The 24032-nt window shown below is 42.0% G+C and carries 16 protein-coding genes; 4 read left to right on the top strand and 12 right to left on the bottom strand.

Going from position 1 to position 24032, the window contains the following annotated elements:
• Positions 1 to 2 precede the first annotated feature (2 nt).
• A complete protein-coding gene (locus VF06_RS14475) occupies positions 3 to 875 on the bottom strand; it encodes an Rpn family recombination-promoting nuclease/putative transposase (protein ID WP_099070384.1) in 873 nt (290 codons plus the stop codon).
• Positions 876 to 978: 103 nt separating this feature from the next.
• Positions 979 to 1395: an ATP-binding protein gene (locus VF06_RS14470; protein ID WP_099070383.1), complete on the bottom strand. Its 417-nt coding sequence runs from the start codon at positions 1393 to 1395 to the stop codon at positions 979 to 981.
• Between the two features lie 149 nt (positions 1396 to 1544).
• On the opposite strand from VF06_RS14470, the gene VF06_RS14465 reads away from it, so the two are divergent.
• Positions 1545 to 2735, top strand: a complete 1191-nt coding sequence (locus VF06_RS14465) for a PP2C family protein-serine/threonine phosphatase (RefSeq protein WP_099070382.1) — start codon at positions 1545 to 1547, stop codon at positions 2733 to 2735.
• A gap of 154 nt (positions 2736 to 2889) precedes the next feature.
• Here VF06_RS14465 and VF06_RS14460 read toward each other — a convergent pair whose 3' ends face one another.
• From VF06_RS14460 to VF06_RS14430, 7 genes are all read right to left on the bottom strand, one after another.
• Complete coding sequence (locus VF06_RS14460) at positions 2890 to 3228, bottom strand: STAS domain-containing protein (protein ID WP_099070381.1); 339 nt, start codon at positions 3226 to 3228, stop codon at positions 2890 to 2892.
• Positions 3229 to 3513: 285 nt separating this feature from the next.
• Positions 3514 to 4245 (bottom strand): PIG-L deacetylase family protein, encoded by a 732-nt coding sequence (locus tag VF06_RS14455; protein WP_244918173.1) that lies wholly within the window; start codon positions 4243 to 4245, stop codon positions 3514 to 3516.
• A 67-nt stretch (positions 4246 to 4312) separates the two neighbouring features.
• A complete protein-coding gene (locus tag VF06_RS14450) occupies positions 4313 to 6295 on the bottom strand; it encodes a glycosyltransferase (RefSeq protein WP_099070379.1) in 1983 nt (660 codons plus the stop codon).
• A gap of 343 nt (positions 6296 to 6638) precedes the next feature.
• On the bottom strand, positions 6639 to 9422 hold the full coding sequence (locus VF06_RS14445; protein ID WP_099070378.1) for a DUF3131 domain-containing protein: 2784 nt from the start codon (positions 9420 to 9422) through the stop codon (positions 6639 to 6641).
• A 538-nt stretch (positions 9423 to 9960) separates the two neighbouring features.
• A complete protein-coding gene (trpE, locus tag VF06_RS14440; protein WP_099070377.1) occupies positions 9961 to 11505 on the bottom strand; it encodes an anthranilate synthase component I in 1545 nt (514 codons plus the stop codon).
• 263 nt (positions 11506 to 11768) lie between these two features.
• On the bottom strand, positions 11769 to 12188 hold the full coding sequence (locus tag VF06_RS14435; RefSeq protein WP_099070376.1) for a photosystem I reaction center subunit II PsaD: 420 nt from the start codon (positions 12186 to 12188) through the stop codon (positions 11769 to 11771).
• A gap of 216 nt (positions 12189 to 12404) precedes the next feature.
• Positions 12405 to 14414: a DICT sensory domain-containing protein gene (locus VF06_RS14430; protein WP_099070375.1), complete on the bottom strand. Its 2010-nt coding sequence runs from the start codon at positions 14412 to 14414 to the stop codon at positions 12405 to 12407.
• 868 nt (positions 14415 to 15282) lie between these two features.
• On the opposite strand from VF06_RS14430, the gene VF06_RS14425 reads away from it, so the two are divergent.
• Positions 15283 to 17574 carry an amylo-alpha-1,6-glucosidase gene (locus VF06_RS14425; protein WP_099070374.1) on the top strand — a complete coding sequence of 764 codons (2292 nt, stop codon included), beginning with the start codon at positions 15283 to 15285 and terminating at the stop codon, positions 17572 to 17574.
• A gap of 315 nt (positions 17575 to 17889) precedes the next feature.
• On the opposite strand, the gene VF06_RS14420 is transcribed toward VF06_RS14425, so the two are convergent.
• Together VF06_RS14420 and VF06_RS14415 are read right to left on the bottom strand one after the other, a co-directional pair.
• Positions 17890 to 18219 (bottom strand): DUF2973 domain-containing protein, encoded by a 330-nt coding sequence (locus tag VF06_RS14420; RefSeq protein ID WP_180267475.1) that lies wholly within the window; start codon positions 18217 to 18219, stop codon positions 17890 to 17892.
• A 305-nt stretch (positions 18220 to 18524) separates the two neighbouring features.
• Positions 18525 to 18842, bottom strand: a complete 318-nt coding sequence (locus VF06_RS14415; protein WP_099070372.1) for a DUF2605 domain-containing protein — start codon at positions 18840 to 18842, stop codon at positions 18525 to 18527.
• Between the two features lie 174 nt (positions 18843 to 19016).
• Between VF06_RS14415 and VF06_RS14410 the strand changes: the two genes are divergently transcribed.
• Positions 19017 to 19220 (top strand): hypothetical protein, encoded by a 204-nt coding sequence (locus VF06_RS14410; protein ID WP_143861680.1) that lies wholly within the window; start codon positions 19017 to 19019, stop codon positions 19218 to 19220.
• A gap of 67 nt (positions 19221 to 19287) precedes the next feature.
• Positions 19288 to 21141 carry a threonine--tRNA ligase gene (gene thrS / locus VF06_RS14405; RefSeq protein WP_099070370.1) on the top strand — a complete coding sequence of 618 codons (1854 nt, stop codon included), beginning with the start codon at positions 19288 to 19290 and terminating at the stop codon, positions 21139 to 21141.
• Positions 21142 to 21272: 131 nt separating this feature from the next.
• Here thrS and mutS read toward each other — a convergent pair whose 3' ends face one another.
• Entirely contained in the window at positions 21273 to 23966 is a 2694-nt protein-coding gene (gene mutS / locus VF06_RS14400) for a DNA mismatch repair protein MutS (protein ID WP_099070369.1), read from the bottom strand.
• Between the last annotated feature and the right edge of the window lie 66 nt (positions 23967 to 24032).

Here is a 24032-nt window from a genome sequence, read left to right as displayed (position 1 = left end):
AATTATCGTGCTGACAGCCAAGCCTGTAAATCAGCCACACTAGTAAAATCTAACAATGCTTCGCTCAAGTCCTCAAGAACAGGCAATGGTAAATCAAAAATAAAGGAACGCATTTCATCGGGCAGTTCTCCAAACCGCTTATTCAATTGTCGAATAATAAGGTTAATTGTTGCTTCTTCTCTTCCTTCTTCTCTTCCTTCTTCTCTTCCTTCTTCTCTTCCTTCTTCTTTGATTTCTCGATAAACTCTGGTTTCTTTGAGTGTTATCCCTAGCATAGACTCTACCTCTACTCGACTTAATTGTTCAAATTTGTAAACCATTATCGTCGTTATCATATCTATTATGGCGTCACTTGCCCCAGATGGAACCTGTTGACGGGTTCTACTTAACAAATACCTGGCTTCCTCTGGTGCTTCTTGTGACTCTACTGTGGTTAACACCATCAATGCTACCCAGATAGGTAGTTGACGAATGTCTCCCAATTCATCTAAATAAACCCTATGTACTTGAGTGCTATTAAGCAATCCTCGATGAGGATGAATATCGGTTTGTTCAATACTGCGTGACGGATAAATGATTACTGCTTGCCAGTCACTAAATCTGGCACGGTTGCGGTAAAAATATAACGATGATTCAGCAAATACTCTTTCATACAGTTGTTCATCTTTTTGAAACTGCACTTCACAAAAATAAACTACTCCTGCACCCGCGTTTTCTGGTGGTAAAAATACCCCGTCTATTTCAAATTTGGGTTCTTTAACGGCCACGGAATCAAATCGATAAGCATTTGCATTTATTGGCGGATTTGTCAATAATTCAAATAACAAAGAAGGAGATTGTTGAAAAAGTTTGTAAAATATAGAGTCTCGCCGCATCGCCCTAAAATTTAGTTTGACTAATAAATAACATACAGCAAATTTCAAAAGTCAAATAGGGTTTATGGGGAAATTATAAACCTTAAAATCTATTGATTTATTATCAGTAATACTTAATCATAAATAAACAGTAACGATTGTCTATTGTTCGCTCATAACTCAATTTGTCGGCAATAGCAGACATGATTTTTAAACCACGTCCGCGTTCTTGGTCGTTATTTTCCAATTCTGATGCTTGCTGCAATTGTTCCTCTAAATCAAAGTATTTACCCTGAGACCAAATGCGAATTTCTATACAATTGTTTAAAGACATAGCTTCCATCTCAATTGGAGTTTCAACGGGTAAATTTTTATGGGCATGTTCAACAATATTAGTAAAGCCCTCCATTAAAAGTGTTTGACATTGCCACCAAATTTGTCCATCGAGAAAGCTTGGCTGGTTTATCTGCTCGAACCAAGATAAAACTTCAGGGGAAGCTGTCAGATCTGTGTTCACTTTTAAATAAATTTTCTTACTCATTATCAATCAATTTCACTTTTGTAAATTATCTTATTCGTTAATTACTTTATTTAATTTGAGTATTTTCACTATACATGAAAAATTAAATTTCATATAATTTAAATTAAATGAACTATTGATTTGCCATCGTAATTATCAAAATGTAATTTATGTTTAAAATTTTGGTTATTGATGACGATCCTACAGTCCGAGCAGTACTTAAAAGCACGCTGAAAAAGCAGGGTTATGATGTTACCGTAGCTAGTAATGGTGAAGAAGGAATTATACAAGCACAACTGCTGCATCCTGCTCTAATTATTTGTGATTGGATGATGTCCCAGTTAGATGGACTAGAAGTCTGTCGGCGAATTAGATCGACTCCAGAGTTGGCGACTACGTTTTTTATTTTGTTGACTGCTAGAGGAGCAGCTAGAGGAGAAGAAGATGATAGAGTCAGAGGACTCGATGCTGGAGCAGATGAGTTTATTTCTAAACCAATAGAGATGAATGAATTGAAAGCAAGAGTCAGAGCAGGATTAAGGTTACATCAGCTGAATCAGGATTTACAAAGTAAAAAACAAGCTTTGGAACAACTCAATCAGGATTTACGAACCCAAAAGCAAATTTTAGAAACAGAATTGGCTCAAGCCGCTGATTACGTGCGATCGCTTCTCCCCTCACCCTTGGTAGGAACAGTAACTACAGAAAATCTGTTTATTCCTTCAGCACAGCTAGGGGGTGATTGCTTTGGCCATAATTGGATTGATGAGGATCGTTTGGCGATTTATTTGTTGGATGTATCAGGACATGGAGTGGGTTCAGCACTATTGTCTGTATCGGTGCTGAATGTGCTGCGATCGCAATCTCTACCAAACACCAACTTTTGTCAACCTAATGAAGTCCTAAAAGCCCTCAATCATGCCTTCCAAATGAGGAAGCATGGCGACAAATACTTTACAATTTGGTATGGAGTTTATCATCGGCTCAAACGCCAACTCATATACGCCAACGCCGGACATCCACCGGCGTTACTGCTATCTAGTAGTTCTACAGAAAATATCCAAGTTCAACAACTAACTTCTTTAGATTTACCAATTGGCTTTTTACCTGATGTAGATTTTAAAAATGCTGTTTTTGAAGTTCAAGAAAACAGTATTTTATATATCTTTAGTGATGGTATTTATGAAATTAATCAGCCAGATGGTAAAATTTTAGGTCTTGATGCTTTCATTAAACTACTAACAAAATGTAGCCAGACTGATATCTGCAACCTCAATCAATTATTGATGAATCTTCTTGGCTTTAATGCCAAAGAAAATCTTGATGATGATTTGTCTTTAGTCAAGGTTAACTTTGGCTAGTATAGTTAAATATCAATACATTAGCTCTATTGCATTCTATGAAATAACTTGTCTGCAATTAGAAGCAGCTTATTTTATATTCTTTACAGATGCAATTAGTTGCTTCTTGACAAACTAGCTAATGCACGCAAATAAATTTCAAAAGCAAAACAAATTAATATACTCCATTTTGCATTGTTATTACTTGGCGATTGAATTCCTCTTGGTCAGCAAAAGTTTGAAATATTCTATCCATTTTAGTCAATTGAAATAACATTTTGACTTGGTCGTTGATCGAACAGATAAATAGTTGTCCATCGGTTTTTCGTACTATTTGCATTGCTGATACTAAAGCACCTAAACCAGAACTATCAATAAATTTTACATTTTTTAAATCTAACAACAAAATATTTGTTCCTTTGTCCATAATAGTGCTAACTTCACGACGCAATTCATTGCCTCTAATACCGTCTAAAATTCCCGATAATTCGAGGACAGTTACATTGTTATTCATAGATAGATGCTCCGTAGAAAATATGCTATTATTTTGGCATTTATTTAACATAAACTGCAATAGTTATCAAAATAATTTTCTTTATATACAAAACCCTGATTTATAAACTCACTTCTAAGAGCAACTGTCATACAAGAGGTTATAAAATATTAAAATATCTCATTGTTTTAAAATTGAATTTTTAATGAAGATATATCAAAATTGCAATGTAATTGATGAGATAAGTTATTATTCATTGCAATTGCACATTAACTTATCATTAGTCTTTTGTGCTGAGACCAATGACTAATGACTAATATTTATTTGTTTATTACTATTAGCGATGGCACTAAAAAAGCTAGCATCAACCCATTGACGAGAAATTTCAAAAGCTTCAAAATATCCATTTTTTTGACCTAATTCTCGCGCCCAAAAACGAGACAAAACAAGTATAGCATCGAGTTGCATAAATGCTTTTTTGGCTTCTGATTCATAACAACCAATAGCTGCTATTTTTTCCTCAATAACAGAAGTTATATCCACAAAAAAATTCGGTTCAAAACCACGCAAAAAAACAGGCGGTGCTGAATACCACAAAGGTATGTTTTTGCGGGTAGCAACATTAGAAACTGCAATGGCACACACTTCATGATCTCTATGGCCATATTTTTCAGGTTGTGGTGCGTGAGTAATAATCAAATCTGGATGCCAATTCCCAATAGCTGCTTCAGTAACTTTAATCACTGCTTGTGTTGAAAAATTACACTCTTCAAGTGCATAAAATTCATAATTTGCACCGATAATTTTACCAGCGGCATCTGCTTCTTGATGACGTGTACCCTTAACAGATGAACTAGAAAGACTACCATCAGTCAAAATTAAGCAACGAACATTCCATCCTGCTTTTGACATCAAACTGAGAGTACCGGCAGCAGGTAGAACTTCATCATCAGCATGAGCATAAATTGTTAACACAGTTCGTTGCCCAAAGTTGTTACAGTCTAAATGATTGTTCATAGCTGTTTTGTCATTAGTCATTAGTCATTGGGTATAGGAAGAGGAGAAGACAAGGGAGAAAAATTACTATGTTGTCTCCCTTATTTCCTTATGCTGCTTTTGGAGGTTGCCAAACAGATGCGCGGATAATAGCCCACAAAAGTAACAAATTATAAATAGCCCATGCACCATTAAGTAAATGAACTTCAGGATAATTCAAATGACCGATCGCTAATCGATAAAGGCTCCATAATATTCCCAAAATGGTCAAGATAAAAACAACAATCTGTGGCCAAACTAGTCTTAGATAAATACCAGATTGTCGTTGTTTAGGTGTGACTTGGAAATTAAGTTTTTGTCCGGTGAATACACTGCATACTGCTTGGATTAATAACGGAAATAAAGCGATGGCATATTGTTCAGAACGCCAAACTTCTCTAGCGGGAATGCCCCAGGTAGCTGCAAGGAAAGTCAGACGGTTGATAATAAAAGCTGGAAAAAAGTGTATAGCAAAGTCCGGCCCGTAGGTTTTAACTGGAATAATATCTGTAAAAAAATAGATAATTGGACAAGAAATAAAAATGAGAGTTGCAAAACCAGAAAAATAGCTATACATCGTTTTAAAATAATGTAATCTCTGCCAAAAACTTAGCCCTGGTTTTGTTAATGGATTTTCTCTCAGTAGCACTTGAATAGTTCCTTGTGCCCAGCGTAGCCGTTGTTTAAGAGTAGAACTGAGGTCATCTGGTGCTAAACCTTCCGCTAACAATTCATTGTGATAAATGGATTTCCATCCAGCACCATGCAGACGCATTGCTGTATTCATGTCTTCTGTAATACTGTTGCTGGATACACCACCAATTAATTGAAATTCATTTAAACGTTTTTCATCCTTGGCAAATTCATCAGCAAAATATTGCAGTCCTACACTAATTAGTGCTTCCCTTCTCAAAAGTGCATTTGTGCCTGTATAAAAAGCGGCATTCATGCCATCTTTTCCTTGTTGTAGCGGCCCATAAAATAAATTTGCTCGATGTCCAAAAGGATCGCCTTCAGGAATGTTGTAAAAATCCTGGCGGGTTTGGACAAAAGCAATTTGATTCTGGTCATATTTCCCTGTGAAAAGATTATAAGTGTAGAAATAAGGCAGAACTCGTTTAATAAATTGTGGTTTAGGAATATGATCGGCATCTAGAGTTAGAATAAACTCTCCAAAAGTTTCCCCAGAAAAAATTGCGTAGTTGAGATTACCCGCTTTTGCGTGATGGGGTACACCAGCTGGTTTGGGACGAGCAATGTAACGAAAACGAGCCAATTCAACTAGTTCTAGTTCTTTTTTGCGAATAGCTTCTTCTAAAGTTTTGCGTTCGCTAATCAGGCGTTCCCTCATACTTTGATGCTGTGGAGGTAACCAAAGAATAAACTGTCGCAGACTTTTGACAAATTCGCTAGCAAACTCATTTATTTCTGGCTGTGAAGATGCTTCTAGCCATTCTTCAGCAGCTTCGGTGTTGGGTGTGAGATTTTCCAATTGCTTCAAGCGTTCCAATAAACAACAGTGTTCTGCATGAATTCGTTCTGCTTCCTGTTGTAGTTGTGATGACTGCAAATCCTGAATACACAATTTTTCCGTCATTGCTCGCATGTCAGCCGAGTTACCATCATCTAGCACATAAACACGTAACTTGGTTGGCGGGTAATCCATTGCTAAAGCAGCTTTAGCAGTTTCTTCTACAATTTCTGGCGGCTCATTGTAACAGGTTATAAACACATCCACTGTCGGCCAATCAGATTTAGGTATTGCTGGGGTCATTTGGTCGAGAGATTTAATTTGTCTAACTAAAGGCCGCCACAACCCAATTACAAACATTACCCCACCGAAATAACTATAAATTTCTGCTACTAGCAACGGGATAGAAATCCAAAGGGCATCAAAATTAATAGAATGAGTGATGCGCCACTGCAAATACCAGATACCAAAAATTAAATTGATTTCTGCCAAATAGCGAAATAACAGCGTTCTTTTTTTGAGTAACGAGCGGCTGTTACCAGAAAAGTTTGTGGAGTTATCAATAATAGAAACTGAAGTCATCTTATTAAGATTTTGGATTTTGGATTTTAGATTTTAGATTTTGTTTGCGTAGCTTTTCCTAGAGAAACAGTTAATAGTAGTTTTTTTGGCGTTGCTGATTTAATGTATGAAAATCCTTGTAGAGACGTTGCATTGCAACGTCTCTACTACATGTAGCAACCCAAAAGGTATGGGGGACTAGCAACACACCAAACACTGAGAATTTTTGATAACTGATTAGGCGGACATGGTATGACTACATCAACTCTTCTACAAGTATTCCCAAATACAATTGCTGATTAACGCACACGGCTTTGCCATTACAGATTGTTAATTTGGAATTAGCATTTAGTTGCCTTTCAATTTATTCTGTGACTTTGGTACGAGTTACTAATGAAGTATTTTTGCTGGTTGAAGTCCAGTAACTTCCAGAGCCATCAGAAATTAGCTTGGTTTGTTGTATTGCAGTGTTGGGTAAACCTCGCCCAGAATTACCCTCGGTGACTGCTGTCCACCAAGGAGACTTCATGGTGGTAGTGGGACGAATTAGAGGTTGTCCATTCATCACTTTGTACAACAAGGATTGCAAAATCATACTGTTGGTGCTGCTAGTGAAACCAATTGCTGTTTTACCTGTGGTTTCATAGAAGCCTTCATAAAATCCAGCCAATGGATTGTATAAATCTGTGGTTGCTTGCAGTAATTCTTGACTATACCTGTTTTCCGGTAGCAAAGCATGATAAGCAAAAGCTACTGCTGTACTTACCAATCTTCCCTTAGCTACGGGTTGACCGTCATCTCCTAATGCTACCCAAGGATTGCCTTGTCCAGTAATTGTACTATGGACAGTGTAAGGCTTGGCATCAATTAACGTAGTAGCTGAAGCTGTGAGAGTACCGGTGCGACGGTAACGTTCGGCTTGTGCTTGAAAAATAGGTTCAAAGAGCGATCGCATTTGTGGATCTAGTCCAAATTCCAAAGCATACAATAGGAAAGGATTGCTAACTGTATATTGGTTTTTGAAGTTAGTATCTGTGCGATGCCGTTGAATTGGTACTTTTACTTTCTCTACTGAAGCAGTTTGATATTCACCACCAACAGCAGAACCCTCAACATTAAACCCCCATAATTGAAAAGCACGAGCCGCATATTCTTCATAGCCTAAGCGGGTTTCAGGGTTGACGCGGGTAAGCCATCGCCCATCTTGATTTTTGCTAACAGTAGCACTGGAAAGAATACCTCCCCGTACCACACGCAAGTATGACCAATCCAGGACAATTTTATCCACCGCAGCCGTGTATTCTGGATGACAAATTTTTAAATTGTAAAGTGCTGCCAGCATCCTGCCCAAATCTAAAGCTGACCAACCATTTCCATCTGAAATGGGATTTCCACCATAATCTATTGATTGCAGGGTTCTGCTATCGTAACCGCGACTCGGTAACTCACCAGCAAATAGTGGTAATTTTGTCAAGGCTCCTAACAAATGTCGGGTGCGCTCTTCAAATTCTTTGGGGTTAATGATATCGAGCGATCGCGCCGCATGGAGGGCTGCGAGATAATCTCCTAAGCCCCAGAGAGTTGTACCTTGGAAATCGCTGCGATCGTCAATTAGCCCATTTTTGCTATGATAATTGGCTTGAAAGTATCGCCAAGCCGCCTGTGCATAGCGTCGTTCAATTACTGACAGTGGTCTTTGTAGTTTCAAGCTCGATGATGGTTGCGGATTACCCACTGGGGGAATAGGTGCAACAGCCACTTCCGTAATTTTAGAACTGTCCGCAGGAGTTGGGGTAGGAGCTGTAACAGTAGAATTTGCTGTGACATTCTCGCTGGGGTTACCAGTAGAGACACTTACAGAACTCAAGGCAATTAAAGGGCGATTTCCCCTGGCTTTGTAGTATAAAATCTCTAAAATTAGCCCATTAGTATTACCTGTCAAAGCTTTATTAGGTTGCTTCGATTCTTCATAAATACCAGCATAGTAGCCACTATCATCAGAACTGCGGAGATCCTTGACAGCATCAAAAAGTTTTTGAGCATAGGCATTATCTGGAAAAAGATAGTGCCAGCCAAAAGCCGCTTTGGTACTGATACTGCGAAACTGTGGATAAGGCTGATTAGCGTCGGTAATTGTTGCCCAGTTTGTACCGTTGGCGTAAACGGTGTTGTAGAGAAAATAAGGTGCTTGGTCAATATTGTCTTCTGTAACCGCAGTCAACTGCCCTGTGGTGTCGTAACGCCGTTTTTGCACATCTAAAACTCTGGCAGCAAAATCAGCCAATTCACCTTGCAAGCCAAATTCAATACCATCAAGAATATAAGATTCACTAACAACATAATTATTGGCATTAGTGCTTTGAAAATCACGGGTATCAACGGGAATTTGCACGCCATTAATTTCCACTAACTTAAATGGCTGCAAAGCAATGGCTTGTGGTGCAGAGAAACCCCAAAGTTGATAACCTCTAGCGGCGTATTCTTCATAGCCGAGTCGTCCTTCTTGCACCAGCAATGTTTTGTTATCTGGAAGAACAGTAGCGCCAAAAAGTTGTCGGTCTTTGAGCGATCGCCCTACCTGCCATTTAGCGACAATTCCCTTGAGCCAATCATTGTATTGGGGATGACAGCTGCGAATTACATCAAAGGCAGCTAGAATTCTACCAATATCTAAAGCAGACCAACCAATACCCCGTTCAATGGGATTGTTGCCATAATCAACTATCTGTGCGGTGGCTGCGTTATAGACTTTATTGGGCAAAGCGTCTTCAAATAACTTGAGGCTGCTGAGAGTCGTCAAAAACTTATTTAGGCGGGTATCAAAGTCTGCTTGGTCAGTAAGATTCAACCAGCGTGCAGCATTCAACGCCATTAGGTAATTACCCATATCCCAGAGTGTACCGGAAGGATAACCCCCAGTGGAATTGGTAAATCCCGTTGCTGGCTGATAATTTTTCACAAAATACTGCCAAGCAGCACGAGCATAAGTTTGTTCCTCAGCTGTCAGAGGAACTGTAATACTGCTACAGCTATTGGTATTTTGGGATAAGACTGGTGTTGGGATGTAAAACAAAAATTGCAAAAATATTGCAATTAAAAACAATGCCATTGATTTCAACAGCTTTTGTTGATGGTGCTTATATATCATGTGCAAATCAAAAGTTAAGGATTAAGAGCGATAAAGCTTTTGTGTAGGGAAATAACTTTCAAACTAGACGCGCTTGACAATATCCTTTGGCTGGCGCTGATGATGAAAAAAAATATATAGCAATCTCAAATAATTTGTGAAATATTACATATTAGGATTGTTGACTGTTAACCGTTAACAGTTAACAGCCAACACTCAACACCAATATTTTTCACAACTGAAATAGGATTGCTATATTTAAATTTTTGGGTTTTGTTCCATATAAATAGTATTTAGAAAATTTCCGTTTAATCTCCTAATTTGGATGTTATGCCGAAATTTTCTGGATACCAGTGATGAATATACCGAAAAATCAGTACTTACGTACAAAATTAGATAAATATACGGAATATTTTCACTTCTTCCAAGCGATCGCACCTGGAAATTTACAGCAATTTTCAGGTAAATAAACCACGTTGTAGGGGCGAACAACCATTCGCCCCTACTAAGGATTTCGGGCAATGCAGAATTAATTATTGGAGATGTCTAATAACTCAATTTAACGCAAACAACGAATCGCTTCTAATAAACCTTTAGCTTTATTGAGGGTTTCTTCGTATTCTTTTTCAGGTTCAGAATCAGCTACTAAACCTGCGCCGGCTTGGACGCTTACTGTATTGTTATGCACTACCATTGTGCGAATTGCTATAGCAGTATTTAATTGTCCTTCAAAATCATAATATCCATAAACACCGGAGTAAACACCGCGCCGACTAGGCTCTAATTCGTGGATAATTTCCATTGCTCTAATCTTTGGTGCGCCGCTGACTGTACCTGCTGGGAAAGAAGCTTTGAGTAAATCCCATGCTGTTTTATCAATGGCTAATTTACCTACAACATTGCTGACAATATGCATAACATGGGAGTAGCGTTCAATTACCATCAATTCGTCAACTTTGACGCTACCACTTTGACAGACACGCCCTAAATCGTTCCGTCCTAAATCCACAAGCATTACATGTTCGGCAATTTCTTTAGGATCTTGCAATAAATCCTCAGCAAAAGCTGTATCTTCTTTGGTGGTTTTACCGCGTGGGCGCGTTCCTGCAATTGGACGCAGAGTTGCGATCGCTCCTCCCCCATTGGGATCGGTTTCGGCTTTTACCATCACTTCGGGACTGGAACCGATGATTTGCCAATCTTGGAAGTGAAAATAAGCCATGTAAGGCGAAGGATTTATTTGACGTAAAGAACGGTAAAGAGCAAAGGGGTCACCTGTGTATGTTGTTGATAATCGCTGGGAAATAACTACTTGGAAGATGTCACCAGCTTTGATATGTTCTTTTGCCTTTTGGACGCTGGCACAAAAATCGGGACGGGTAAAGTTACTTTGATACTCCTGTGCTTGTGTGCTGTGTTGCTCCTGTGTGCCTCTACTCCCTGGCGGCTTCCACTCTAATCTCGTTTTCTCTGGTGATAGTGGGAGAGATAGTTTTTCGAGCATTTGGTTAACGCGATGGCAAGCTCCTTGGTATGCTGCGTGTAAAGAAGTTACATTTAACGTCTCTACATTGCGTAAATCAGCATAGGCCACCGCCCAAATTTTCCGCTTTACCTGGTCAAAAATCAACAGGTGGTCTACCTGCATCCACAGACCATCGGGGATATTTCGCTCATCTGGTGGATGAATTGGTACGCGGGGTTCAATCCAGCGAATCAATTCATATCCCCAAAACCCAAACAAACCACCAATTCCTGGCGGTAGCTGTGGCAATTTTACTGGGTGATAAGGTTCTAGACATTGAGCTAGGGCTGTAAAAGGGTCGCCAGCAAAAACCACCTGAGAACCATCACGGTTGATTTGAGTTGTGCGATCGCCTCTTGCTTCCAATACCCACAAAGGATCGCAACCCACTAAACTATAGCGCCCAATTTTTTCTCCACCTTCTATGGATTCCAACAAAAAGCTATAGGGCTGGCCTGCACAGACTTTATACCAAGCAGATACTGGCGTATCTAAGTCTGCCACCCATTCCTGATATACCGGAACGAAGTTGCCTTGTACAGCTAGCTGTGAAAATTCAGAAAAATCGGGGAATACCATAAACAGCTGGGGAATTGGGGATTAGGGGTTGGGGATTGGGCATAGGGGAGGCAGTGCGGTCTTGGGGTCTCCCCAAGTGGAGCAACTGCCGTCATGGGGCATAGCGAGATGAGGTTCCAGAGGAAGTATCAAGTCGGAGGTACTAGGTCGCAAATCGAAGGTTGGAGGTAAAAATACCTGCTACTTGCGACCTTCAACCTGATACCTGTAACCCCCAGTCCCCAGTTCCTAGTCCCCAGTCCCTATTTCTCAATAACTAGCCCCTATGCATCGTAGGTGGCTGTACCGCTGAACTTGAGTTGTGCGGGATTGGGGTTTTGCCCAATGCTGCGTGCAACGAAACGTACTTTTTCACGCCCTTCATTCACTTTTTCGGGGAAGACACCATCGGCTGGGTGAATTGCAGTAGTTTCTCCGGTGGGTAAAATCCGGTAAATTTTGTAGTCTGTAATCTTGAATTTCCGGAGTTGACCACCCAAAGCGATGCCTTGTTCTTTCCGGGCCAAGTACAACAGGTTTTCGCCTTTGACCATAGTAGCTGCACCACCTGTAGGCAATTCAAATACTTGGTCTTTCGGGCTAGTCCAGGTGATAGCGTACTTTTCTTCTACTTGTGCTTTAGAAAGCAAGCCACCAGTGTTGCCAGCGAATCGTGGCGTTTGTCCAGAGAGTGTTTCAGCCATAAAGTGTTCTCTCAACGTTTTTAGGGCATACTAACATCGTAATAACGATCATATTGCGATCGCGTCATAGACTGTAACAGTTTTTAGTCATTGGGCAAACAGGGCATGGGGAAAGGGAAAGCGGTAAAGGGAAAAGGGGAAAGATTAAATTTATTCCTTTTCCCTTTTCCCTTTAACCTTTTCCCCTGCCTCCCCATCTCCCCATCTCCCCATACTCTACTTACTCTTGACTTTCGTCCGCTTCTCCTCTTGGCTACTCTGAACAATTGGGACGGTGAAGTGAAACTCACTGCCTTGGTCTTTGCCGGCGGACTTAGCCCAAATTTCTCCACCCCAGCCATTGACAATTTGCCGACAAATTGCTAGTCCCAGTCCAGTACCGCTGGTGGTGCGTCGGAGCGCTCCTTCTTCTTGATAGAAACGGTCAAAAACGATTTCTAAGCGATTCGGTTCAATGCCCCGTCCTGTGTCAGCTACGGTGACTTCCACCATTTGATGGCTGTTGCGAATGGCGTTAATGGTGATTTCTCCTTGGGACGGGGTAAATTTACAAGCGTTGTCGATGAGTTTTGCTAGTACTTCTACTAGCCAATCGCCATCAGCTCTCACTAAGGGTAGGTTTTCGGGGATAAGAGTTTGGATTTGGGGGAGCTTTTCGGTTGAGGAACGGGTGCGGAGGCGGCTGAGTGCTAAATCTATACACTCTTGTAAAGTCAGGGATTCTGGATGCCATTCTACGCGACCGCTTTCTAAGTTGGAAAGTGTGAGGAAATCTTGTACGAGTTTCCGCATTCGTTCTGAGTCTGCAAGAGCTGTGTTGAGCATCACCTGTTGCAATTCCAAGGGCATATCTGGCTCGCTGGCTAGACTTTCTAAGCACACTTGAATGGTGGATAAGGGGGTACGCAGTTCGTGTCCGGTGATGGCTATCAGGTTGCTACGGGTACGGTCTAGGGCTTCTAGCTGCTGGTTGAGTTCTTCTAGGTTGGCGTAAGCTTCGGCTTGGATGAGAGCTGCGCCTACTTGGGTGGCGATGGCTTTGACTAAATCCAATTCCCCTGGTTGGCACTCGTGGGGGGGCATCTGGCAGTAGTGTAACTCAACGATGCCCAGTAATCGTCCTTGATAAAATACTGGTTCCATGAGCCAAGAACGGATGGCAAATTTTTTGGCAATCAAGGAAAGCCCAGGCGAATTGATAACACGAGAATCGGTGAGTGTATCGCTAATACAAACTCCTTCGCCTTGTTGGGTAATGTCCCGAAATAGAGAATTTTTCTCTAATTCCCAGGTTTGTCCGCGGATAGATACAACACCAGCAGTCAAAAATTCATGTTCAATGATCGCTTGCTTATCTGTGGCTTGGGCGCGGTAAATTAAACAACGACAGGCCTTGAGGTGTTGTCCTAATTCTTGGGCTGCTATCTGGAGAACTTCGTGAGGATCGAGCGATCGCCGAATGGCAGTACTAATTGTATTGACTAATCGTTCTTTTCGTGCTTGGGCAGTAATTGAGCGGTAGGCTTTGTGTAATTTGTACTGACTAGCTTGCAAGTAAGTCACCAAGCGTTGCACAAAGGGATCTGTGTCAATGTCACAAGCATATTCGCTGATTTGTTCTGCTCCAAAATAGGTTCTCGTTTGCCCAATACCAAACCTCTGACGCGCCCGCTCAATTTTGCTTGCTAGTTCTGGTCTGTAGAACAAAATCCTCTGTAACAATAACTCGGCGGCTTTGAGGCTAACTCCCCTTTCTGATGTCCAAATTCCTTCAAATCTTCGTGCTGTATCCATATCCAGGCTGGGGCTTTGCTCTGGCGCTTGCTTGTTTTTAGCAATAGAACCAAGGTTTTCTCGGCAAACCAAACAAGTCGCGTAGCTGTCAGCAATCACCACTAAATGCCACTCTTGACTTAAGCCATCATCTGGCTCAAAAGCTACCTTTTCGTAGTGTTCCGAACTGTTAGCAAAATCAGTTTCCGGAGCTGACAACACGTATATTTGATTACTTCGCAAAGCAAGCCGCTGGTAACGATGAGCTTCTTGGCGGTAGAATCGCTCTCGCTGGAAACTAGCTATTATCAGGGGTTGAGCTAAAGTCGCAGCCAAAACTTGATCTTCCATCGCGTGGGAGAGCGCCGTTAATGAAGCCTTAAAATATAGCTGGGGCCGCAAGTAGGGTAGGGACTTTAGGAGATCGCTCAGCACAGAAGTCGAAATGCTCATGAATTATCGTTAAACGCCCAATCTCAACAAGATCCACGTCACAGCTGCATTGTACAAATTCCAAAGGACTCTCAAGTTAAATAGACAGTTTCAATATGTAAAGAACGCTAAAAAGCACTTTTCCCTTCAGCAAATGCAACACTTTGTTACCAATTAGCAAGAGTAAGTGCAGCTAGCTTCATTTACAAAATTTAAAAGTCTAGAGTAGGAAATAGAGCAACAGCGGCAATGCATTTGTCTTTCACACCTTGGTGTGCCGTAGTCATTTGCCAGGATCGCTTTGTTCTTAACTCAAATATTTTTATCCATTGGCTGACATTGTGATGTTTTAAATGATAGACCACTAAGCCCAATATACATTCTTGTTTGCCTTTATCATCATCGAACAAAGCAAAAGTAAAAAATTAAAAGGTGACTGACTGTGCTAAATTACAGTCTTCAAGGGATGACGGCTTGTAGAAATTTTAAAAATATATAGCAACGGACATATTGATTAGGACATCATATTTTGATCTCAAGGTAACAGGGTTGGGGGAAATGTCCTAACAATTAGTGGCCACTGCTATAAATGCTGGAAAATTGTCGGCTGCTCCACGAAAACAGCTAGCTTAGCCCACTTTTATGTAATTACTTAGGTCTTGCTAAAATTCAGCATCCACAAAGGTTTACAAGCCTTTTGTCTGCTATAAATCCCAAAGCCATGTATCAACTATGCTTGAATTATGAATTTTCAGTTCTCAATTCAGCCGTATATTGCAATTTTCTTGCATGGTATCCTCTCTGAGGATGTATTTCACGCAATGCAGAACAGCTATAAATAATACCATCGCCAAAATAAAATATAGACCTGAAAACGGAAGTTTGCCTAATGACATCAGATGCGCTCATGACCCCGGAAAAAATTTCAGTTGATGGAAAAACTTTTATTGCTGCTGAACAATTACCGATTCCAGAGTGGCCTTGTGTTGTCAGTGAAAGACCACAGCCAACGCTGACGGTTAAAGATGACGATTTATTTTTGGTTACAGATACTATGGGGAATATTTCTGGCTGTTCCCTCAATGATGGCAATCCCAGCATGGGGTTGTTTTGCTGTGATACCCGATTTCTCAATCGTTTGGAATTGCAAATTGAAGGGCGATCGCCTGTACTCTTAAGTAGTACTGCCCAAAAAGGCTTTTCACTCTCAGTATTGTGTACCAACCCCAGAATCGACGAACGCTTAAGAGCCGAAACTGTGGGAATTCGCCGAGAAATGGTGCTAAATGGCGCACTATTTGAAGAAATCGAGGTATCTAACTACAGCACAACCACCGTCAGTTTTGAACTCAGCATCAGTTTTGACGCGGATTTTGTTGATTTATTTGAAGTCCGGGGTTACGAGAGAGAAAAACGCGGTAGGCTTTTACGCCTAGTGGAACCAACGGCACAAGAGGGAATATTTTCTCTGGTGCATGGTGTTTCACCTGTAACCAAAGAGCCATCAGCCTCTAGGGAAGAATCTTTAACACTGGCCTATCAAGCTTTGGATGGCTCGGTGATGGAATCGCGTCTTTTGTTCCAGCATCGACAACCAGACTATTTCAAGGGTTACACTGCGGTTTGGCGGCTAGAATTGGCTTCTCACGAAACTCAAAAACTTGGTTATCGGGCAAACATGGTGACCAACAACAAGTCCACTTCAACTGTCAGCGCCCCCGCCACCTTAGGACAGGCGAAATCTGCTGAGTGGATGGAAGAACAACATTGGCTACAACAAATTACACGCATTAGCTCAGACAAAAGTATCTTCAATCGAGTGATTGAGCGAGCCGAGCAAGATATGTATTTGTTACGCCAGTCTTTTGGCAAGCATAAAACTGTTTCCGCCGGAGTACCGTGGTTTTCTACATTGTTTGGCCGGGATTCCTTGGTTACAGCTTCCCAAACCCTGATGTTAAACTCTCAAATCGCTAAAGAAACCCTAATACTACTTGCAACATACCAAGGTAAAACAGAAGACGAATGGCGGGAAGAAGAACCTGGTAAGATTTTACACGAGTTACGTTTGGGTGAAATGGCTCGCTGTCAAGAAATTCCCCATACACCATACTACGGTACAGTTGATGCCACTCCTTTGTGGTTGATGCTGTATGCAGAATATTATGCTTGGACTAACGATCGCGAACTCCTAGAACTGCTTTGGCCAAACGCTTTAGCAGCAATGGAGTGGATCGATCGCAATACTAAAGAAACCAGCTACCTCAGCTACTACTGTAAATCTAAACGCGGTCTTGCAAACCAAGGTTGGAAAGATTCCGGTGATTGTATTGTTGACCACAAAGGAGAACTAGCCAACGGCCCCATCGCCTTGTGTGAAGTGCAAGCTTACGTCTATGCAGCCAAAATGCGCCTAGCAGAAATAGCCAGGATGAAAAAGCGCCTTGATTTGGCAGACCGTTGGCAAGAAGAAGCGAAAAATCTCAAGGTGCGTTTTAATCGAGATTTTTGGATGCAAGACCAGGATTTCTGCGCTTTGGCTTTGGATGGAAATGGTAAGCCAGTAGATAGTATTACCTCAAATCCCGGTCATTGTCTGCATTTGGGCATCTTCACACACGAAAAAGCCTACAATGTGGCAGAACGCTTGCGGGCACCAGATATGTTTAATGGTTGGGGCATTCGTACTTTGAGTAGTTTGTCACCCGCTTATAATCCAATGGGTTATCACATTGGTTCGGTGTGGCCGCATGATAACGCGTTGATTGCAATGGGATTGCGATCGCTCGGTCTTATCGATCAAGCTTTGGAAATTTTCCAAGGTTTATTTGACATGACTAGCCAGCAGTCCTATCAACGTCCTCCAGAACTTTTCTGCGGCTACGAACGTAACGGCGATAATGCACCTGTGCAGTATCCAGTGGCCTGTACTCCCCAAGCTTGGGCTACCGGTAGTATCTTCCAATTACTGCAAATGATGGTCAACTTGGTACCTGATGCCCAAAATAACTGTTTGCGAATTATCGACCCGGCTTTACCAGAATCCATTAATCGCCTGTCCTTTCATAATTTACAAGTTGGTACTACAGTCCTTGATTTAGAATTCGAGCGTTCTGGTGGTACTACTGCTTGTCGCGTTGCCAAAAAACGCGGTAATTTGCGGGTAGTTATCGAAGCATAGGTTTGTAGAGACGTAGCAATGCTACGTCTCTACATCGGGTGGAATGACGAAAAATCCTTCCAATGAGGTAATTTATTTTTTGGAAGTCTCTTAGCAAATTGCAACTTCCAGGTATGCACTAAGCCTAGCGTATCAGAAGTATGGGGAAGCGATCGCCAATTAAAAAACCTTAGCGAGCGCTTTCCATATTCGCACCCCACCAAGGTTTATCCTAATCTTTAATTTTTAGTTTTTAATTCCGGCAATTTGCGATTTGAGATTTTTCCTCACAATCCAAAATCCCATATCCAAATTTGAATCGCTCCTAACTTTCTTTTATGCTTCCTCGGAATTTTCTCTTTTTTGCCCTGGAGATGCTTCATAAAGTGCATCGAGATGTTGGCGAGCATCTTCAACATTAATCGAACGCATCACCAATAATGGTTCTTTAATTAAATTGCCCGCGTTATCTAATAACTCTGGATGGGGTACAAACTGTTTTCTCGATGCATAATAACCAAAACTACCTCGTTCACCCATTGGCGAAGAATTAGCTGGATAAGTTCGCTCCCGATCGAAACTGAACATAATCAGGTTACGAATTAAATTGCCAACGGCTATAAATGCCAGGATTGTAAAAGCAAAGATGTAAAGCAGGTGTAACATTGAATTTTCCTCCAGGGCAGCAATTTTTTAAAAGTTTATTTTGTAAGGTTTTGGTTCGCCGACGCTGCGGCTTAGATTTAAGCTCACAGTGAGGGGAAACATTTCACGCACTTTTAGTGCGCTTGTATTGATATGGAGCGATCTGTCAACCGTTATTCCACTTACGGTAACATAGGATACATTCTTTTGTTAATCCAAACAAACTTAAGATAATGTTAAGAATTTTGTAGTATTTGTTTAACGACTGAATGCGTCGTCTTCAAATTGTTAAGCTGTCTGTGGTGTCTAACTTTAGCTGATGCTGTTTAGACTCCAGGTGTTTGACGAAAACGCATTGCCACTTTCCAACATTCTGTTACTAATTGATGCCAAGGCATTAGTGTTGCCATATCTACTCCGACTTGTCCGTCAGTAGCACTAAATAGCATTTTTGCGGTGTTTAGTTCTTCTTGCGCTTGTTTAACGCGACAGAGCAAGTCTGATTGCTCTTGGTTGCTCATAAATGAAAGTTGCTCGGTTTCTAGTAAATCGCGCGATCGCGTAAACCAATACTGAAAATCCTCCAGGAGGGGTTCTAAAACCGTTTTCAGCAAATCAGTCCCCGGTAAATTCGAGTCTGGCATAAATTTGAAGAATATTTCCAACTTGCTTACTAATATTAACGTTATTTACGATTCTTAACAATTATCTTATCTCTCTCACACAAAATAAATTGAAAAAACCTGTCAAAATGTAACAAAAATCACATTTTTAATTATATATTTTTGCTAGCAGGTTTGTACAGAACCCTGGGAAAGGTGTCTATAGGTATAGATGGGGCGGAAGGGCAGGGGAGATGGGGAGATGGGGAGATAGGGAGACTTGTACTGAGCGGAGCCGAAGTATGGGGAGATAGGGAGATGGGGAGGATGAGGGAGAATAATAACTCCGAGCGTCATCAATCAACAATCATCAGTCAACAGTCACCAGTCAACAGTCACCAGTCAGCACTCCCTGTTTGACCAATACCGCTATAGTTGAATAAGTTTATAGATTGAGAATCGATCGCTTTTCGTAATCACTTCGCCAATGGTTCAGCAGCCAATGTCGCTAAAATTATCATCAAATCCTTCAGAAGATTCAGAAAAACCTGAAAAAATTTATTTACCCCGTACCAGCGAATCGGAGAATTTAAAAAAGATTCGCCACACTGCTTCCCATGTAATGGCAATGGCGGTACAAAAGCTGTTTCCCAAGGCGCAAGTGACAATTGGCCCTTGGATTGAAAACGGATTTTATTACGACTTCGACAATCCAGAACCCTTTAGCGAAAACGATCTTAAGGCCATCAAAAAAGAGATGGTGAAGATTATCAATCGCAAATTGCCAGTGATTCGGGAAGAAGTCAGCCGTGAAGAAGCCCAACGCCGGATTGAGGAAATTAAGGAGCCTTATAAGCTAGAAATCCTAGCAGACATCAAAGAAGAACCAATTACAATTTACCATCTAGGAAATGAATGGTGGGATTTGTGTGCGGGGCCTCATGTGGAAAATACCAGTGAGTTGAACCCTAAAGCCATTGAATTAGAAAGTGTTGCTGGGGCTTATTGGCGTGGAGATGAAACCAAAGCCCAACTACAACGCATTTATGCCACCGCTTGGGAAACTCCAGAACAACTTGCTGAATATAAGCGACGCAAAGAAGAAGCGTTGCGGCGAGATCATAAGAAACTTGGTAAGGAACTGGGATTATTTATATTTTCTGACTTAGTAGGGCCTGGTTTACCCTTGTGGACACCTAAAGGCACTTTGTTGCGGAATCTTTTAGAAGACTTCCTCAAACAAGAACAACTAAAGCGTGGTTATTTACCTGTGGTAACCCCCCACATTGCCAAAGTAGATTTATTTAAAACCTCTGGACATTGGCAAAAGTATAAAGAAGATATGTTCCCATTGATGGCGGAGGATGAAGAAGCGGCTGCACAGGAACAAGGCTTCGTGATGAAGCCCATGAATTGCCCTTTCCATATCCAAATATATAAGAGTGAGTTACGTTCCTATCGAGAACTACCGATGCGGTTGGCAGAATTTGGTACTGTTTATCGCTACGAACAATCGGGAGAATTGGGTGGTTTAACGCGGGTGCGGGGTTTTACTGTGGATGATTCTCACCTGTTCGTCACTCCAGAACAACTCGATAGTGAATTCCTCGATGTGGTGGATTTGATTTTATCGGTGTTCAATAAACTGCAACTGAAGAACTTTAAAGCAAGACTGAGTTTCCGCGACCCAGCTAGTGATAAGTATATTGGTAGCGATGAAGTTTGGGACAAAGCCGAAGCTGCGATTCGCCGTGCAGTTGAAACCTTGGGTATGAAACATTTTGAAGGAATTGGAGAAGCGGCCTTTTACGGGCCGAAGCTCGATTTTATCTTCAGTGATGCCTTAGAACGGGAATGGCAATTGGGAACTGTGCAGGTAGATTACAACTTGCCAGAACGTTTTGAATTAGAGTATGTTGCTGAAGATGGTTCCCGCAAACGTCCGGTGATGATTCACCGTGCGCCTTTTGGTTCCTTGGAAAGGTTGATTGGGATTTTGATTGAAGAATATGCAGGGGATTTTCCCTTGTGGTTAGCACCAGTGCAAGCGAGATTGTTGCCTGTGGGTGAAGCACAATTAGATTTTAGTAAAGATGTGGTAGCAAAGATGCAAGCATTGGGCATCCGTGCAGAGGTGGATATTAGTGGCGATCGCTTGGGTAAATTAATTCGCAACGCAGAGAAAGATAAAATACCAGTGATGGCAGTTGTGGGAGCCAAGGAAATTGAAACCAACACCTTGAGTATCCGCACCCGTGCCTCTGGGGAATTGGGCGCTGTATCTGTGGATGAGGTATTGGATAAAATGAAAGTGGCGATCGCTAACTTCCAGAACTTTTAGTCAAACTAGGTGGGCAATGCCCATCGTCAATAAAACTCTTGTGGGGGAAAGGGAAAAGGTTAAAGGGGAAAGGGAAAATACCAAACCTTTCCCCCTTTCCCCTTCCCCTTTTCCCCACTTCTCTTAGAAGTCTAATCTGCATCTAAATTTTGCAACCCGATGGCAATCTTACTGTGTTTCTCAATTTGTCCCATCACTTGTTTTGCTCGTTGAATCACCACCCCTGGTAAACCCGCTAATCTTCCCGCTTCAATTCCGTAAGATTTATCAGCGCCTCCTGGTTGGACTTGGTGCAAAAAAATAATTTGGTCTGGTAATTCTTTGACTGTCACTTGATAGTTAGCCACATTCGGTAAAATGCTGGCTAGTTCATTTAACTCATGGTAATGAGTGGCAAAAATTGTCCGCGCCCGAATTTCCACTGCAATATATTCTGCCACCGCCCAAGCAATGGAAAGACCATCAAATGTTGCCGTTCCCCGGCCAATTTCATCTAATAATACCAGCGATCGAGATGTGGCATGATTAAGAATATTTGCCGTTTCATTCATTTCCACCATAAATGTAGATTGACCAGTTGCTAAATCATCTACTGCACCGACACGGGTGAAAATGCGATCGCAGATTCCCAACTTAGCAAATTTAGCTGGTACAAAACTACCAATTTGCGCCATTAGTTGAATCAATCCCACCTGACGCAAATAACAACTTTTGCCACTGGCGTTTGGCCCGGTGAGGATAATTAAATCGGGTGTGGGTGAAGAGGACGCGGTGACAAAGGGACGCGGGGACGCGGTGACATTTTCACTCTCCGTGTCCCCCGAAGTTCCGATAGCCAAAAGCCGGCGCTCTGACTTCTCTTTGTGTCTCCCACTCTGTGCGTCATCCTCTCTTCCCAATTGCGTTGAATTCGGCACAAAGAAACCCGCAGGTAAAGACTGTTCCACCACCGGATGACGACCATCAACAACGTTGATTTCTCTTCCTGACACCATCTCTGGACGGCAATAACCTTGCTGTACCGCTAATTCAGCTAAACCACATAACACATCTGCGGCGGCTACTGCACGGGAAAGATTGCGAATGACTTCGGCCTGTTCTGCTGCTTCTTCCCGCAAAGCTGTAAAAATCTCATATTCCAACTGATTTAAATCTTCCCGTGCTGTGAGAATTCGCGCTTCCCGTTCCTTCAAATCTGGGGTGATGTAGCGTTCCTCATTGGTCAGGGTTTGCTTGCGGATGTAATTAGCGGGTACTTGGTCGGCTTTAGCGCGGGAAATACTGATATAGTAACCAAAGGTTTTGTTAAATCCTACTTTTAATGTGGGAATTCCCGTCCTGGCTCTTTCATCAACTTCCAAATTAGCAATCCATTGCTGGTCTGCTTGTACAGTGGCTTTCCTGTCATCTAACAGGGAATTCACGCCATGACGAATCAAGCCGCCTTCTTTGATATGTATTGGTGGTGATTCTACAAGGTGGGCGTGTAATTTTTGGGCCAATTCTTCTAAAATTGAGGGTACTTTTTGTAAAGCTTTTAAAAATGGAGAACGGGCATCGGCAACTAAGTGGGATAATTCCGGTAAGCGTGAGAGAGAATCTGCCAAAGCCGCTAAATCTCTGGCGTTAGCAGTACCAGAACCCGCCCTTCCCGTTAGCCGTTCCAAGTCATAAATTTGCCGCAACAGCTGGCGCAAATCCTGGCGTAGGGGTGTATTTTCCATCAATTCTTCGATGGTATCTTGTCGCGCCTGAATGCCTTTGATGTCGATTAGTGGTTGCAATAACCACCGCCGCAAAGCACGCCCACCCATCGACGTACTCGTTCGATCTAAGGCCCAGAGTAGAGAACCGTGATATGTACCATCGCGGACTGTTTGAGTAATTTCCAGGTTACGCCGTGTTTGATTATCGACAATTAAATAATCAGTAACAGTGTAAGTACGAAGTCTTTGCAGGGAAACTGGGTTTTCTTTTTGAGTATCTTCTAGGTATTCTAAAAGACCACCAGCCGCACGAACGGCTAGCGGCAGACGATCGCAACCGAGTCCTTCGAGCGATCGCAGTTTAAATTTCTGCAATAATCTAGGTCTAGCTTCGCCTTGGGAAAAGGGAAGTTGCGATCGCAAACTATAACAAAATGCTGGCGGCAAACACTCCGGTAGATACGGCGAAGTTTCCCCTGGCCGCAGCAAGCTACCCAAATCCGGCGCATTTGTGGGAACCAGTACCTCAGAAGGTTGCAGGCGCATTAATTCTTGTGTTAGATGTTCTAAATCGCTGCCTTGGGTGGTGAGGAATTCCCCTGTGGAGATGTCTGCATAGGCTAAACCCCAATGATTTGCAGCAATTACCACTGCTGCTAAGTAATTATTGCGACTGGATTTGAGCATTCCTTCTTCTAGCAAAGTGCCAGGAGTGAGGATGCGTGTTACTTCCCGCCGTACTAATCTCCCGGTAGCTTCGGCTGCATCTTCTACTTGGTCGCAAATTACCACTGCATAGCCTTTTTCCACTAACATCGTTGCGTAGCGTTCCCAGGCGTGATGGGGAACGCCGGACATCGCTACCCGTCCTTGTTCCCCAGCCTGCTTGCTAGTGAGGGCTAATTCTAATTCTTGTGCTAGTTTGACAGCATCTTGAAAATAACATTCAAAGAAATCGCCTACTCGATACAGCAACATCGCGTGAGGATATTTATCCTTCGTCTCGACATAATGCAGGTACATTTGACTTAGCTTACTGCGATCCACCTGTCGATGATCGCAAATAAAAGTACTGGCATCGCCTTTGGTAGATGGAGTTTCAGAGTGAGAGGCAGTCATAGATGCTATCGAGTTACGCACGGAAATTCCACAATATCTGATGGTAACGCGATGTGAGGGGGAAAG

Origin of the sequence: Nostoc linckia z4 (assembly GCF_002608075.1) — a bacterium.
GTDB lineage: Bacteria > Cyanobacteriota > Cyanobacteriia > Cyanobacteriales > Nostocaceae > Nostoc > Nostoc linckia.
This window is presented reverse-complemented; position numbering and strand designations above follow the sequence as displayed.